12 protein-coding genes are annotated in these 13386 nt (G+C 70.5%); 3 read left to right on the forward strand and 9 right to left on the reverse strand.

What is annotated here, in order from left to right:
* Positions 1 to 16: 16 nt before the first annotated feature.
* From dapA to ACIA6A_RS03460, 3 genes are read right to left on the reverse strand one after another with little or no spacing between them, the layout of a single operon-like run.
* Positions 17 to 904: a 4-hydroxy-tetrahydrodipicolinate synthase gene (gene dapA / locus ACIA6A_RS03450; protein ID WP_396095789.1), complete on the reverse strand. Its 888-nt coding sequence runs from the start codon at positions 902 to 904 to the stop codon at positions 17 to 19.
* 50 nt (positions 905 to 954) lie between these two features.
* Positions 955 to 1479, reverse strand: coding sequence for a DUF2752 domain-containing protein (locus ACIA6A_RS03455; RefSeq protein ID WP_396095790.1), 525 nt, complete (start codon positions 1477 to 1479; stop codon positions 955 to 957).
* A 17-nt stretch (positions 1480 to 1496) separates the two neighbouring features.
* Positions 1497 to 2717: a winged helix-turn-helix domain-containing protein gene (locus tag ACIA6A_RS03460; protein ID WP_396095791.1), complete on the reverse strand. Its 1221-nt coding sequence runs from the start codon at positions 2715 to 2717 to the stop codon at positions 1497 to 1499.
* Positions 2718 to 2784: 67 nt separating this feature from the next.
* Here ACIA6A_RS03460 and ACIA6A_RS03465 point away from each other — a divergent pair, with 67 nt between their 5' ends.
* A complete protein-coding gene (locus ACIA6A_RS03465) occupies positions 2785 to 3354 on the forward strand; it encodes a GNAT family N-acetyltransferase (RefSeq protein WP_396095792.1) in 570 nt (189 codons plus the stop codon).
* On the opposite strand, the gene dapB is transcribed toward ACIA6A_RS03465, so the two are convergent.
* The 6 genes from dapB to ACIA6A_RS03495 form a co-directional block, all read right to left on the reverse strand.
* Positions 3351 to 4097, reverse strand: a complete 747-nt coding sequence (gene dapB, locus ACIA6A_RS03470) for a 4-hydroxy-tetrahydrodipicolinate reductase (RefSeq protein WP_396095793.1) — start codon at positions 4095 to 4097, stop codon at positions 3351 to 3353. The two genes, ACIA6A_RS03465 and dapB, sit on opposite strands and share 4 nt — an antisense overlap.
* Positions 4094 to 5068: a phosphatase PAP2 family protein gene (locus ACIA6A_RS03475; RefSeq protein WP_396095794.1), complete on the reverse strand. Its 975-nt coding sequence runs from the start codon at positions 5066 to 5068 to the stop codon at positions 4094 to 4096. The genes dapB and ACIA6A_RS03475 overlap by 4 nt, the downstream gene beginning before the upstream one ends.
* Before the next feature lie 11 nt (positions 5069 to 5079).
* Positions 5080 to 6417: a M16 family metallopeptidase gene (locus ACIA6A_RS03480; RefSeq protein WP_396095795.1), complete on the reverse strand. Its 1338-nt coding sequence runs from the start codon at positions 6415 to 6417 to the stop codon at positions 5080 to 5082.
* 8 nt (positions 6418 to 6425) lie between these two features.
* Positions 6426 to 8753: a polyribonucleotide nucleotidyltransferase gene (locus tag ACIA6A_RS03485; RefSeq protein ID WP_396095796.1), complete on the reverse strand. Its 2328-nt coding sequence runs from the start codon at positions 8751 to 8753 to the stop codon at positions 6426 to 6428.
* A 193-nt stretch (positions 8754 to 8946) separates the two neighbouring features.
* Entirely contained in the window at positions 8947 to 9216 is a 270-nt protein-coding gene (gene rpsO / locus ACIA6A_RS03490) for a 30S ribosomal protein S15 (RefSeq protein ID WP_125807096.1), read from the reverse strand.
* Positions 9217 to 9316: 100 nt separating this feature from the next.
* Positions 9317 to 10240 (reverse strand): bifunctional riboflavin kinase/FAD synthetase, encoded by a 924-nt coding sequence (locus tag ACIA6A_RS03495; protein WP_396095797.1) that lies wholly within the window; start codon positions 10238 to 10240, stop codon positions 9317 to 9319.
* A gap of 81 nt (positions 10241 to 10321) precedes the next feature.
* Here ACIA6A_RS03495 and ACIA6A_RS03500 point away from each other — a divergent pair, with 81 nt between their 5' ends.
* Both ACIA6A_RS03500 and ACIA6A_RS03505 read left to right on the forward strand, forming a co-directional pair.
* Positions 10322 to 12976 (forward strand): response regulator, encoded by a 2655-nt coding sequence (locus ACIA6A_RS03500; protein ID WP_396095798.1) that lies wholly within the window; start codon positions 10322 to 10324, stop codon positions 12974 to 12976.
* Positions 12973 to 13380: a response regulator gene (locus tag ACIA6A_RS03505; RefSeq protein ID WP_396095799.1), complete on the forward strand. Its 408-nt coding sequence runs from the start codon at positions 12973 to 12975 to the stop codon at positions 13378 to 13380. The genes ACIA6A_RS03500 and ACIA6A_RS03505 overlap by 4 nt, the downstream gene beginning before the upstream one ends.
* Positions 13381 to 13386 lie beyond the last annotated feature (6 nt).

Raw genomic sequence — 13386 nt, forward strand, 5'->3', positions numbered from 1 at the left:
TATTTCTTTCCGGTTATCAGAGGTCCACGCCGGCCGCTTTGGCGTCCTGGCGCAGTTGGTCCGTTTCCGCGTCGGTGGCATCGGCCAGGGGCAGCCGCACGGGGCCGGCGGGCAGCCCCAGGGCGCGCAGGCCGGCCTTCACGAGGATCGTGCCCTGGGTGCGGAAGATCCCGGTGTACAACGGCAACATCTGCCGGTGCAGGTCGAGCGCCTCGGCGACGTCGCCACGCTCGTACGCCAGGATCATCTGTTTGGTCCGCGGGCCGACGAAGTGGGTCGAGGTCCCGATCACGCCGGCCGCGCCGATCGACAGCAACGGCAGCGTGGCGGAGTCCTCGCCCGAGTAGTAGGCGAGGTCGGTGCGGCGCAGCACGTCGGCGGTGGCGGCGATGTCACCCTTCGCGTCCTTCACCCCGACGATGTTCGGGTGCTCGGCCAGCCGCACCAGCGTCTCGGTCGCGATCGGCACACCCGAGCGGTGCGGGATGTCGTACAGCAGGATGGGCAGCCCGGTCGCACCGGCGACCGCGGTGAAGTGTGCGATCAGCCCGGCCTGCGGCGGTTTGTTGTAGTAGGGCGTGACCACGAGCAGTCCGTCGGCGCCGGCCTTCTCGGCCGCCCGGGACAGCTCGACGGTGTGCGTGGTGTTGTTGGTCCCGACCCCGGCCAGGATCCGCGCCCGGTCCCCCACGGCCTCGACGACCGCCCGGAGCAGCGACTCCTTCTCGGCGTCGCTGGTGGTCGGGGATTCCCCACCGGTGCCGCTGATGACGAGTGCGTCGTGCCCCTGCTCGTCGACCAGCCACGTCGCCAGGGTGGCCGCCCCGGCAAGATCCAGGGAGCCGTCCGCGGCGAACGGGGTCACCATGGCCGAGATCAGGCGGCCGAAGGGGTGTTGCGTCATGCCCCTAACTTATCGGACTGCCGTCTATGGGGCTGGTTCGGTCGTCCGGGTCAGACGTAGAGGGCCGTGAACGGGGCCCAGGGGAGGTTGCGGGCGATCGTGAAGACGCCCCAGAGCGCCATGAACGTGCCGACTACCGCCGGGGAGAGCGAAAGCTGCGGGATGTCCCACTTGAAGACCCGCTTGGCCGCCCACGCCACATACATGTAGACGAGGAACGGGACGGCGAAGACGAACAGGGCGTGGTGGCGGGCCGCCGCCGGGATGTCGCCGTGCAGCAGGAACCAGGCGGCCCGGGTGCCACCGCAGCCGGGACAGACGAAACCGGTGGTGTATTTCAGCAGACAGGTGGGCGCCGAACCGGCGTCGGCGGCCGCGGGGTTGCTGGCCAGCGTGTAGCCGACCGCGCCGGCCATGCACACCAGCATCGCCGTGGGCGCCACCCAGAGCGGGGAGCTGCGCCACTTGCTCTCGATGAAGCGGGAGACGCGGTCCTGCTTGTGCTGCGGATACTGCTGGTAGTAGGCCTCCCAGGCGGCAGCCTGCTCCGCTTCCGACTGCACAGGAGCGCTCATGGCCGCCACGGTACACCTCAGGGGCCCGTGGTGAGCGCCTCGGCGAGGGCCGGGGCCAGGTCACCACGGGCGGGCGGGGCGATGGCGGTCAGACCCAGCCAGGCGGCAAGACGCCGGAGCTCGACGGCCAGCGCCGCCGCGGTCGCCTCGCGGTCGGCCGCGGGCTCCAGCCAGGCCGCCGGGATCCGCAGGACGCCGGCCCGGCGGTCCGCCTTGAGGTCGAGCCGGGCCGCGAACCGGTCGCCCAGCAGGAACGGCAGGACGTAGTAGCCGTAGCGGCGCTGGGCCGCCGGGACGTAGATCTCGATGCGGTAGTTCATGTCGAACAACCGCTCGGTGCGGGCTCGTTCCCAGATCAGCGGGTCGAACGGGCTGATCAGCGCCGCCGCGCGCACCCAGCGGGGCAGGACCGCCTGGTGGTGCAGGTAGGACGGGCCCCTCCAGCCCTGCACGGTCACCGGGAGCAGCACCTTGTCCTCGACCAGCTCGGCCACCGCCCGCCTGGCTCCGGCCACCGGCAGGCGGAAGTAATCCCGCAGCTCCGGCTCCATCGCCACACCCAGGGACCGGGCGGCGAGCTCGACCAGCGCCCGGAACGAATCCTGCGGGGACGGCGTCGGGGCGTCGACGATCCGGCGGGGCAGGACCCGCTCGGTGAGGTCGTAACGCCGGGCGAACGACGAGGTGCGTTCCGTCGCGGTGATCTCGCCCGAGTAGAACAGCCACTCGAGGGCCTGTTTGACCGCCGACCAGTTCCAGCCCCAGTGATCTTTGGTACGCGGCACGTCGTGCTCGATCTCGGCGGCGGTGACCGGCCCCCGGTCGCGGACCTCGCCGAGCACCCGGGCGACCAGCTCCGGCTGCTCGGTGGCGATCCGCACCATGCCGCCCCACGCGTGGTCGCGCGCCCGGGCCATCCGCCAGCGGAACAGCGGCTGCAGGTCGGTGGTGATCAGGGACGCCTCGTGCCCCCAGAACTCGAAGAGCTCCCGGGGGTCGCGGTAGGCGGCCCGCTCCAGCAGCGCCGGGTCGTAGGGCCCGAGGCGGCTGTAGAGCGGCATGTAGTGCGCCCGCTGGAGCACGTTGACCGAGTCCATCTGGATCAGGTGGACCCGGCGCAGCACGCGGCGCAGGTGGCGCAGATCGGTGGCGCCACCTGGCGCGCGGTCGGTGAAGCCCTGCGCGGCCAGCGTGATGCGACGGGCCTGCGCGACGCTGAGAGATTCGGGAACAGCCATCGCCGGGGACGCTATCCCACGGGTACGACAGAAATGGCGTCCGAGGTGGATCTGTAGGCTCCCGGGCATGGCTCTCGGCTTTGTCCGTCCCGCCCGTCCCGAGGACGCCGCGGAGATCGCCCGCATCCAGCTCACCACCTGGCGCACCGCCTATCGGCGGCTGTTCCCGGCGCACGTGCTGGCCAACCTCGACGAGGCGTTCCTGGCCCGTGGCTGGGCCGAGGCGATCGAGAAGGCACCGTCGCCCCGGCACCGGGTGCTGATCGCGATCGAGCAGGCGGAGAGCGCGCAGACCGTGGTCGGTTTCGCCGCCGCCGGGCCGGCCGACGAGCAGGCGCTCGCCCCGGAGGAGCCGCCCCTGGCCGACGGCGTCGCCGCGGTCACCGATCTGCTGGTCGAGCCGCGCTGGCAGCGCCGCGGGCACGGCAGCCGGCTGCTGGCGGCGACCGTCGACCTGTGGCGCGAGGATTCCTTCACCTCCGCGGTGGCCTGGGCCTACGACGCCGACAAGCCCATGCAGCTGTTCCTGGCGTCGTCCGGCTGGGAGCCCGACGGTGCCGGCCGAGCCCTCGACGTCGACGACATGCTGGTCAACCAGCTGCGCCTGCACGTGGGCCTCGACCAGGAGACCGCCTAACCTTCGAGCAGGGGGTCCAGGCCGACGGTGAGACCGGGGCGCCCCTGGATCGCGCGGATGGCGAGCAGCACGCCGGGCATGAACGACGACCGGTCCAGGCTGTCGTGGCGGATGGTGAGCGTCTCCCCCTGCGTACCGAAGAGGACCTCCTGGTGGGCCACCAGACCCGCCGCCCGGATCGCGTGGACGCGCACCCCGTCGATCTCCGTGCCGCGGGCGCCGGACATCTCCTCCTTGGTGGCGTCCGGCATCGGGCCGAGGCCCGCCTCGGCGCGGGCGGCGCCGATCAGCCGGGCGGTGTGGGAGGCCGTGCCGCTGGGGGCGTCGAGCTTGCGCGGGTGGTGCTGCTCGATGATCTCGGCGGACTCGAAGAACGTGGCCGCGCGGGCCGCGAACTGCATCATCAGCACCGCGCCGATGCCGAAGTTGGGGGCGATCAGCACGCCGGTGCCGGGCGCGGCCGACAGCCAGCCGCGAACCTGACCGAGGCGCCGCTCGTCGAAGCCACTGACCCCGACCACCACGTGGATGCCCCGGCCGATGGCCCATTCCAGGTTGTCCATGACCGCGTCGGGGGTGGTCAGGTCGACCAGCACCTCGGCGCCGGCATCGGCCACGGAGGCGAGCTTGTCGCCCCGGGTGATCGTGGCCACCAGGTCGAGGTCGGTGGCCGCGCCGACCGCCTTGCACGCCTCGGAGCCCATCCGTCCGTGGGCTCCCAGAACTCCTACTCGGATCGTCACGCGGTCACCTTATCGGCCGCCCTGCGCCGGGCCCACCAGCGCTCACCGAAGCCCACGGCGGCGAAGACCCCGACCACGTAGGCCCAGCCGACCAGCACGTCGATGATGTAGTGCTCCCCGGAGTAGACCAGGGTGAACGTCATCGCCAGCGGGTACGCCAGCAGCAGCGGCCACCAGCGCCGGGCCACCATGGGCAGGAAGAACGCGACAGCCATCATCGCGTACGCGGTGTGCAGCGACGGCATGGCCGCGACCGGGTTGGACGCCTCGACCTGCAGGGCGTTGAGCGTGTTGCCGGCACTGTGCAGGCCGACGGCGTTCCACCCGTTGGTGGAGATGCGGTCGACATGGTCGGGCAGCTGGCCGTAGAGAGACGCCCACCACGGCGGGGCGGCCGGGTACAGGAAGTACGTGATGAGCCCGGCGACGCTGAGCGTGAACCAGCGGCGCATGAAACGGCCCCACTGCTCCCGGTTGCGCAGCCAGAGCAGCACGCCGACGGTCGGCACCGCGAGGAAGTGCGAGACGTAGACGAGGGAGACCGCCACCTCCCACCACTGCACCACGTCGGGCCGATAAAGGTGTTCCTGGAGCCAGACCGTGGGGACCTTGCCGCCGGTGGCCCAGCCGAACATCGCCTCGTCCGCGTGGATCAGCTCGTAGACATGCGGGGCGAAGAGGTTGTCGGCGTAGCCGCGGGAGACGTTGTAGACGACCAGCAGCAACGAGATCGGCAGCCAGTCGCGCAGGAAACGCAGGTGCTCGCGCCACGGCCGATCGCTGCGCCACGCGATGGTGGCCAGCCAGAGCCAGCCGAACGCGATGAGCGGATCGCTGGTCGGCACGCCGATGAAGTACGTGCCGACCGCGAAGAGCACCGCCCAGACGGACATGCCGATGATCCGGCGCTTGCGGCTCGAGGCCGTGGGCTCGTCCAGGGACGGCTGTGGTGGGGGGCTGACGACGGTCACGGGGTCCCAGGTTAGCGGTCGGACGAAAACGCGCCGTCGTCGAACGGCCCGACAACGGCCAGCGACATCGGCTTGGCGAGAATCTCGGCGGCGAGCGCGTTGGTCTCCTCGAGGGTGACCGCGTCGACCTTGGCGAGCAGCTCATCGACGCCCATCAGGTCGCCGTACAGCAGCTCGGACTTGGCCAGCCGGCTCATCCGCGAGCCGGTGTCCTCGAGACCCAGGACGTACGCACCCTTGACCATGCCCTTGCCCCGGGCCAGCTCGGCGGCGGTGATGCCGTCGGACGCCACCGCGGCCAGCTCGGCCCTGATCAGCCGGAGGACCTCGTCGGCTTTGCCGGGGGCGCAGCCCGCGTAGACGCCGAACAGGCCGGCGTCGGCGTACTGGGTGCCGTAGGAGTAGACCGAGTAGGCGAGCCCGCGCTTCTCCCGGATCTCCTGGAAGAGCCGGCTCGACATGCCACCGCCGAGGACGTTGTTGAGCACGCCCAGCGCGAACCGCCGGTCGTCCTCCCGCTGGATGCCCTCACCGCCGAGAACCAGGTGGGCCTGCTCGGTGTCCCGGTTGCGGATCACCGTCGTGGGCTTCTGGATGCGGCTGCGGGTGATCCTGCGCGGTGGTACCGGGTCGTCGGCCGCGCTGTCCAGCGGGCTGCCCGCGATCGCGGCCCGGACCAGCCGGACGACCTTGGCGTGCTCGAGGTTGCCGGCCGCGGTGACGACGATCTCCGGAGCCTTGTAGCGGCTGCGGTAGAACCGGTTGATCTGGGTCCGGGTCATCGGGGTGATGGTCTCCTCGGTACCGGAGATCAACCTCCCGAGCGGGGTGCCCGCACCGAAGATCGCCTCGGTGAAGACGTCGTGCACCTCGTCACCGGGCTCGTCGTCGTGCATGGCGATCTCTTCGAGGATCACGCCGCGCTCGGTCTCGACATCGGCCGGGGCGAGCACCGAGTTGGCGACCGCGTCCATCATGACGTCCACGGCCAGCGGCAGATCGGCGTCGAGCACCCGCGCGTAATAGCAGGTGTATTCCTTCGTGGTGAAGGCGTTCGTCTCGCCGCCGACCGCCTCGATCTCCGCGGAGATGTCGAGGGCGGTGCGCTTCGCGGTGCCCTTGAAGAGCAGGTGTTCGAGGAAGTGGGAGGCACCCGACATCGCGGGCGTCTCGTCTCGGGAGCCGATCCGGACCCACACGCCGAGAGCGGCACTGCGGGTGGTGGGGATCGCCTCGGTCACGATGCGCAGGCCGCTCGGGAGAACCGTGCGGCGCACGCCGTCCAACAAGGTCTGGGTAGCCGCGCGGGCCGGCCTTTCGGCCGGCCCGCGGGTCTTACTCGCTGTCATGTGAGGGATTAGCCCCGGTCACCGCTCGGGCGGGACCGGCGGCGGCGCGGCTCGCCGCCCTCGGCGCGGTCGCCACCACGGGGAGCGCGCTCCTCGCGGGGCTTGTCGTCACCGGAGGCAGCCGCCTCGGCGGCCGGAGCCGCCGGAGCGTCCGCGCCCTCGGGGCGGACCTTGTCGAGGTAGATCTTGCCGCGGTTGTCGATGTCCGCGATGGAGACCTCGACCTTGTCGCCGACGTTGAGGAAGTCCTCGACCTTGTCGACCCGCTTGCCGTCGCCCACCTTGGAGATGTGCAGCAGGCCGTCCCGGCCGGGCAGCAGCGAGATGAACGCGCCGAACGCGGCGGTCTTGACGACCGTGCCGAGGAACTTGTCGCCCATCTTCGGCAGCGTCGGGTTGGCGATCGCGTTGATCCGCTCGACAGCGGCGTCGGCCGAGGGGCCGTTCGTCGCGCCGACGTAGATCGTGCCGTCGTCCTCGATGGAGATGTCGGCGCCGGTCTCGTCCTGGATCGCGTTGATCGTCTGGCCCTTCGGGCCGATGACCATGCCGATCTTGTCGACCGGGATCTTCACCGTGGTGACCCGCGGGGCGTAGTCGCTCATCGTGGCCGGGGCCTCGATCGCCGCGACCATGACCTCGAGGATCGTGGCGCGGGCCTCGTGCGCCTGCTGCAGGGCACCGGCGAGCACGTCCGACGGGATGCCGTCGAGCTTGGTGTCGAGCTGCAGCGCGGTGACGAACTCGCTGGTGCCGGCGACCTTGAAGTCCATGTCACCGAACGCGTCCTCGGCGCCGAGGATGTCGGTCAGCGCGACGTACTGCGTCTTGCCGTCGACCTCGTCGGAGATGAGGCCCATGGCGATACCCGCGACCGGGGCCTTCAGCGGCACACCGGCGGCCAGCAGCGACAGCGTCGAGGCGCAGACCGAGCCCATCGACGTGGAGCCGTTGGAGCCCAGCGCCTCGGAGACCTGGCGGATCGCGTACGGGAACTCCTCGCGCGACGGCAGCACGGGCACGAGGGCCCGCTCGGCCAGCGCGCCGTGACCGATCTCGCGGCGCTTCGGCGAACCGACCCGGCCGGTCTCACCGGTGGAGTACGGCGGGAAGTTGTAGTTGTGCATGTAGCGCTTGGACTTCTCGGGGGCGAGGGTGTCCAGGGCCTGCTCCATGCGCAGCATGTTCAGCGTGGTGACACCCATGATCTGGGTCTCGCCGCGCTCGAACAGCGCCGAGCCGTGCACCCGCGGGAGGATGCCGACCTCGGCGGTCAGCGGGCGGATGTCACGCGGGCCACGGCCGTCGATGCGGACCTGCTCGCGCAGCACGCGCTGGCGCACCTCGGACTTGGTGACCGAGCGGAACGCCGCGCTGATCTCCTTCTCGCGACCCTCGAACCGCTCGTCGAGCAGCTCGTGCGCCTTGGCCTTGACCCGGTCGAGGGCCTCTTCGCGCTCCTGCTTGGCAGCGATCTTGAGGGCCTCGGCGGTCTCCTCGCGAACGGCCTCGACGACCGCGGAGTAGATGTCGTCCTGGTAGTCGAGGAAGACCGGGAAGTCCTGGACGGGCTTCGCGGCGACCTCGGCCAGCTCGCTCTGCGCGCGGCACAGCTCGCGGAGGGCGGGCTTGGCGGCCTCGAGGCCGCTGGCCACGACCTCCTCGGTCGGCGCGGCGGCACCGGCGGAGATCAGCTTGACCGCCTGCGGGGTGGCCTCGGCCTCGACCATCATGATCGCGACGTCGCCGTCAGCGGTCACGCGACCGGCGACGACCATGTCGAAGGTGGCCCGCTCGAGCTCCTCGAGGGTCGGGAACGCGACCCACTGGCCCTCGATGTGCGCGATGCGGGTCGAGGCGACCGGGCCGCTGAACGGCAGGCCGGAGAGCTTGGTCGACATCGAGGCGCCGTTCATGGCGACAACGTCGTACGGGTGCTGCGGGTCGAGCGCGAGGACGGTCTCGACGACCTGGACCTCGTTGCGCAGGCCCTTGGTGAACGACGGGCGCAGCGGCCGGTCGATCAGGCGGCACGTGAGGATGGCGTCCTCGCTGGGACGGCCCTCACGGCGGAAGAACGAGCCGGGGATGCGGCCCGCGGCGTACATCCGCTCCTCGACGTCGACCGTCAGCGGGAAGAAGTCGAAGTGCTCCTTCGGCTGCTTGCTGGCCGTGGTGGTCGAGAGGACGGTGGTCTCGCCCAGCTGGACGATGACGGAGCCGCCGGCCTGCTTGGCCAGGCGACCCGTGGAGAAGGTGATCTCACGGGTGCCGAACGACCCGTTGTCGATCACTGCGGTGCGAGATTCGGTACCGAGAGCGTTGTGCTCTGTCATGTGGTGCGGAACTCCTTCGTCGAGGACCCGGCGGTCTGCTGGCGCGGTTCAGGTGAGCCGGTCTTCGATCGAAGTGCCCAGGAGATTGGCCTGGGAACCACTACCGAGGACCGGTGCTGACGGCGTGAGCCGCGCGGGTCCGGATGTAAAGCTCGGGGGAGCGGCCAGGTGGGCCACTCCCCCGCGGGTCAACCTATCGGCGCAGGCCGAGACGCTCGATGAGCGTCCGGTAGCGCGCGATGTCCTTCTTGTGCACGTAGTTGAGCAGACGGCGGCGACGGCCCACCAGCAGCAGCAGACCACGACGGCTGTGGTGGTCGTGCTTGTGCACCTTGAGGTGCTCGGTGAGGTCGGCGATCCGCTTGGTGAGCATCGCGACCTGGACCTCGGGCGAACCGGTGTCGCCTTCCAGCGTCGCGTACTCGGTCATGATCTTGGTCTTGGTCTCTTGATCGAGCGCCATGTTCTCCGTGATTCTGTGTTGCCGATTGATCGGTATCCTCGCGGCCCGCGGCGTCGGGCAGGCTGGCGAGACCGTAGATGCGCACAACAATACCAGTCGGTCAGCGCAGCAGCTCGCGGGTCCGCTCGACGTCCTCGTTGATCTGGGTGATCAACGGTTCGATGCCGGTATATGTCCGCTGTTCACGCAGATGGGCCACGAAGTCGAGCTCGACCCGCTCGCCGTAGATGTCGGCGTCGAAGTCGAGCGCATAGGCCTCGACCCGGCGCTCCCGGCCGGAGAACGTCGGATTCGTGCCGATGGAGACCGACGCCCGCAACAACTCAGAGCCACGCCGCAACCACGCCGCGTACACGCCGTCCGCCGGGATGGCCGCATAGCGGTGACACATCAGGTTGGCGGTCGGGAATCCCAGCTCCCGGCCCCGCTGATCACCACGGACCACCACGCCACCCAGGTTGTGCGGCCGGCCCAGCGCGGCGGCCGCGGCCTCGACGTCCCCGGCGTCGACACAACTGCGGATGTACGTGGAGGAGAACACCAGCCCCTCCTCGGCCACCAGGGGCGGCTCCTCGACCGTGAAGCCGAAGGTGTGCCCGAGCTTGGCGAGCATCGCGAGATCACCGGCGGCCCGGTGCCCGAAGCGGAAGTTGTCCCCCTCGACCACGACGGTGGCGTGCAGCGCCTCGACCAGCACGTCGTGCACGAACTCCTCGGGGCTGAGCCGGGAGAACTCCGGGGTGAACGGCACCACACAGAGCGCGTCCACGCCGAGCTGCTCGATCAGCTCCGCCTTGCGCACCGGCTCGGTGAGCACGGCCGGGTGCGAGCCCGGGCGCGCCACCTCGGCCGGGTGCGGGTCGAACGTCACCACCACCGACTGCAGGCCGAGGTCGCGGGCCCGCTTCACGGTCTGGCCGATGATCGCCTGATGGCCGCGGTGCACCCCGTCGAAGACGCCGATGGTCACCACGGACCGGCCGAATCCACCGGGCACCGCTTCATAGCCGCGCCACCGCTGCATGCACGCCTCCCCATCTGCGTCGGACCAGGCGTAAGAGTATCGGTCTCCCCGAGTGCCTGAAACGCTACAGTTGGTCCTGATATGAGAGAAGGCCTGAATTCGCTCGTCCCGCTAGCAGCGGAAGCCATGTTCGCGGTCCTCTTCGCGCGGGCCCTGGTCGGCTACCTGCGACGGCGCGATCCCCTGCAGCGCGATGTGACGCTGATCTTCTTGCCTTGCACGGTCTGGTTCGCGCACATCAGCGTTCGGGTCTGGGTCGAAACCCCACCGCGGTGGGTGACGGTCATCACACAAGCTCTGCTGTTCACGCTGCCCTTCCTCACGCTTCGCCTGGCGACCAGGCTGCGACGGGTGCCGCAGTGGCTCACCTGGGCTTCAGTGGTGATCTATCTCGCCTCCATCGGCCCCCTGCTCAGGGCTACATCCACAGCGCCTACCGATGCGATGGTGGACAGATGGCGCTGGATGCTCGCCGCCGGTGGATTCGTTCTGGTCGAGGCGGTAGCGGCCTGGCTGCTATGGAGCAAGGCCCGCACCCGGACCGGGGCCAATCGGGCGCGATTGGCCATCGCCGCCGCTACCACCATTCTCTTCGGCGTCATGATCACCCTGCTCGGCGTCGGCGCCGTCCCGCGCAATGTCGGATACCTGGAGGCCTACCGTGCGCTGGGCCTGGTCTGCGGTCTCGGCTACCTGATCGCCTTCGCCCCGCCCCGCTGGCTGCGAAGGGCTTTCTCCGACGCCACCGCCCAGTCGGTCACCGAACGACTGCTGCGGGCGCACGTCGAGTCCGCCGAGGAGGTCTGGCAGACGTATGCCGACATGATGCGCCTGCAGACCGGGGCCGACGCGGTGTCCGTACTCATGCCGCGCAGCGACGGACTGCTGTCACCGATCGCCTATGCCGGACCAACCATCCGTTCCCTCGACGAACTGGGCTTCGACGACCTGACCGCGCTGATGCGGGCGGGCCGGCCCGCCCGATTGCGCGAGGGTGGCAACGCCCTCGTGGAGCACTTCGGCGACGATCTCAGTGACGACTTCGTGACCGTGCTGAGCATGCCGGTGCCGCCCGACGCTGAGGGCGCGGTGCTGCTGTTCAATCGGCACCGCAGCCTGTTCAGCGACGACGACCTGCGGCTGTTCGCGCTGCTCGGCGGCCAGGCCGGGGTACTCGCCGAACGCCAGGCCGTGCTGAGTGCCCAGCGGCGCCTCGCCAGCGAGCTGAGCGTCTCGGTGGAGGCGCTGACCCGGGCCAGCCAGGCGAAGAGCGCGTTCCTGGCGAACATGAGCCACGAGCTGCGTACCCCGTTGAACGCGATCATCGGTTTCAGCGACCTGATGCGGCAGGAGGAGCCGGACGGCGACCGGCGCCGGGTCCCGGCCGACTGGGTCGAGCACATCCACACCAGCGGCCGGCATCTGCTCGGGCTCATCAACGACATCCTGGACCTGGCGAAGGTGGAGGCCGGCCGGCTGGAGCTGCGCCTGGCCCCGCTGCGCGTCGACAGCGCGATCCAGGAGCTGATCACCGGTCTCTCGCCGCTGACCATGACGAAGTCGCTGACCGTGCTGACCGGCCTGACGCCGGTGACCGCGACCGCCGACCGGGTGCGCTTCCGGCAGATCGTCGAGAACCTGCTCTCCAACGCGATCAAGTTCACCCCGGAGGGTGGCACGCTCACCGTCTCGACCACCCCGGCGGGCGAGCACGTGCTGGTCACCGTCGCGGACACCGGCGTCGGCATCGCCGCGGAGGACCTCGAGCGGGTCTTCGAGGAATTCCAGCAGGTCGGTGACCCGGACCGGCAGCGGGCCGGCACCGGGCTCGGCCTGGCGCTGACCAAGCGCCTCGTCGAGGCCCACGACGGGGAGATCTCGGTGGTCTCGACGCCGGGTCAGGGCAGTGCTTTCACCGTACGGCTGCCCGCGGCGGCCGTGGTGCACTCACAGACCTCGGCAACGCCGGTGGAGGGGCCCCGGGTGCTGCTGGTCGAGGACGACCCGCAGTCGGCCGAGCTGTTGCAGACCCAGCTGGAGCACGCCGGCTACAACGTCGACGTGGCCGGATCGGGCGAGGCCGGGCTCACCGCCGCGGGCGCCCACCCGCCGGACGCGATCGTGCTGGACGTGGCGCTGCCCGGCATCGACGGCTTCGAGGTCATCCGCCGGCTCAAGGCCGACTCCCGGCTCTCCGGGATCCCGGTCTTCTTCGCCACCATCATCGACGAACGGCAGGCGGGCCTCTCGCTGGGCGCCGACGACTACTTCGTGAAGCCGGTCGACCAGGCCGCGCTGCTCGGCGCGCTGGCCCGCTCGGTGGCCGTGCGACCGGCGCCGCGGGTGCTGGTGGTCGACCACGACGACGACGTCCGGCGGGCGATCGAGGACGGCCTGCGGGCCGGCGGCGCCGACGTGGTCGCGGTCGCCGACGGGCGCGACGGGCTGGCGATGAGCCGCGAGGGCCAGTTCGACCTGATCGTCTGCGACATGCAGTCGCCGTCCCTCGACGGGTTCAGCATGCTGGCCGCGATGGAGCAGGACCCGTCCACCCGGCAGACGCCGGTGCTCGGGCTGGCCGCGACGGCGGGCGAGGCCTCCCTCGTCGCGACCGCCATGGCCGGGGGCGTGGTGGCCACGGCGATGGCCGGGGGCGCCGGATCGGACAAGCTCGGGCCGCTGCTGGGCGTACGCGGCGAGGCGGAGGACGACGACGTGGAGAAGGGGAACCCGTGACGGCTGAGAGCCCGCGCATCCTGCTGGTCGAGGACGAGGAACTGAACCGCACACTGGTCAAGGCCGTGCTGTCCCGGGCCGAGATCATCGCCGTCCGCGAGGCCGAGGTGCTGGACGCGTCCAGCCTCGCGGTGGCGCGCACCAAGCTGGGCAGCGAGGACGTCGACCTCGTGCTGCTGGACATGAACCTGCCCGACGGCAACGGGCTGACCTTGGCGAGCGAACTGGCCACCGGCAAGGTCGGGGCCGGGCGCCGCAAGCCGGTCGTGGTCGCGGTCACCGCGAGCGTGCTGCCGCAGGACCGGGCCGCCGCACTCGAGGCCGGGTGCGACGGCTTCCTGGACAAGCCCTACGCGGCGGCGGACCTCGTCGCCGTCGTCGCCGAGCACCTGTCCAAGCGCTGACCGGGG

Origin of the sequence: Actinoplanes sp. NPDC051494, from assembly GCF_044454705.1 — a bacterium.
In the GTDB taxonomy this organism is placed as follows: domain Bacteria; phylum Actinomycetota; class Actinomycetes; order Mycobacteriales; family Micromonosporaceae; genus Actinoplanes.

Excerpts from the sequence above, each read along its gene's own strand:
- dapA (WP_396095789.1), bottom strand. The coding sequence starts at position 904 with ATGACGCAACACCCCTTCGGCCGCCTGATCTCGGCCATGGTGACCCCG.
- ACIA6A_RS03455 (WP_396095790.1), bottom strand. The coding sequence starts at position 1,479 with ATGAGCGCTCCTGTGCAGTCGGAAGCGGAGCAGGCTGCCGCCTGGGAG.
- ACIA6A_RS03460 (WP_396095791.1), bottom strand. The coding sequence starts at position 2,717 with ATGGCTGTTCCCGAATCTCTCAGCGTCGCGCAGGCCCGTCGCATCACG.
- ACIA6A_RS03465 (WP_396095792.1), top strand. The coding sequence starts at position 2,785 with ATGGCTCTCGGCTTTGTCCGTCCCGCCCGTCCCGAGGACGCCGCGGAG.
- ACIA6A_RS03480 (WP_396095795.1), bottom strand. The coding sequence starts at position 6,417 with ATGACAGCGAGTAAGACCCGCGGGCCGGCCGAAAGGCCGGCCCGCGCG.
- ACIA6A_RS03485 (WP_396095796.1), bottom strand. The coding sequence starts at position 8,753 with ATGACAGAGCACAACGCTCTCGGTACCGAATCTCGCACCGCAGTGATC.
- rpsO (WP_125807096.1), bottom strand. The coding sequence starts at position 9,216 with ATGGCGCTCGATCAAGAGACCAAGACCAAGATCATGACCGAGTACGCG.
- ACIA6A_RS03495 (WP_396095797.1), bottom strand. The coding sequence starts at position 10,240 with ATGCAGCGGTGGCGCGGCTATGAAGCGGTGCCCGGTGGATTCGGCCGG.
- ACIA6A_RS03500 (WP_396095798.1), top strand. The coding sequence starts at position 10,322 with ATGAGAGAAGGCCTGAATTCGCTCGTCCCGCTAGCAGCGGAAGCCATG.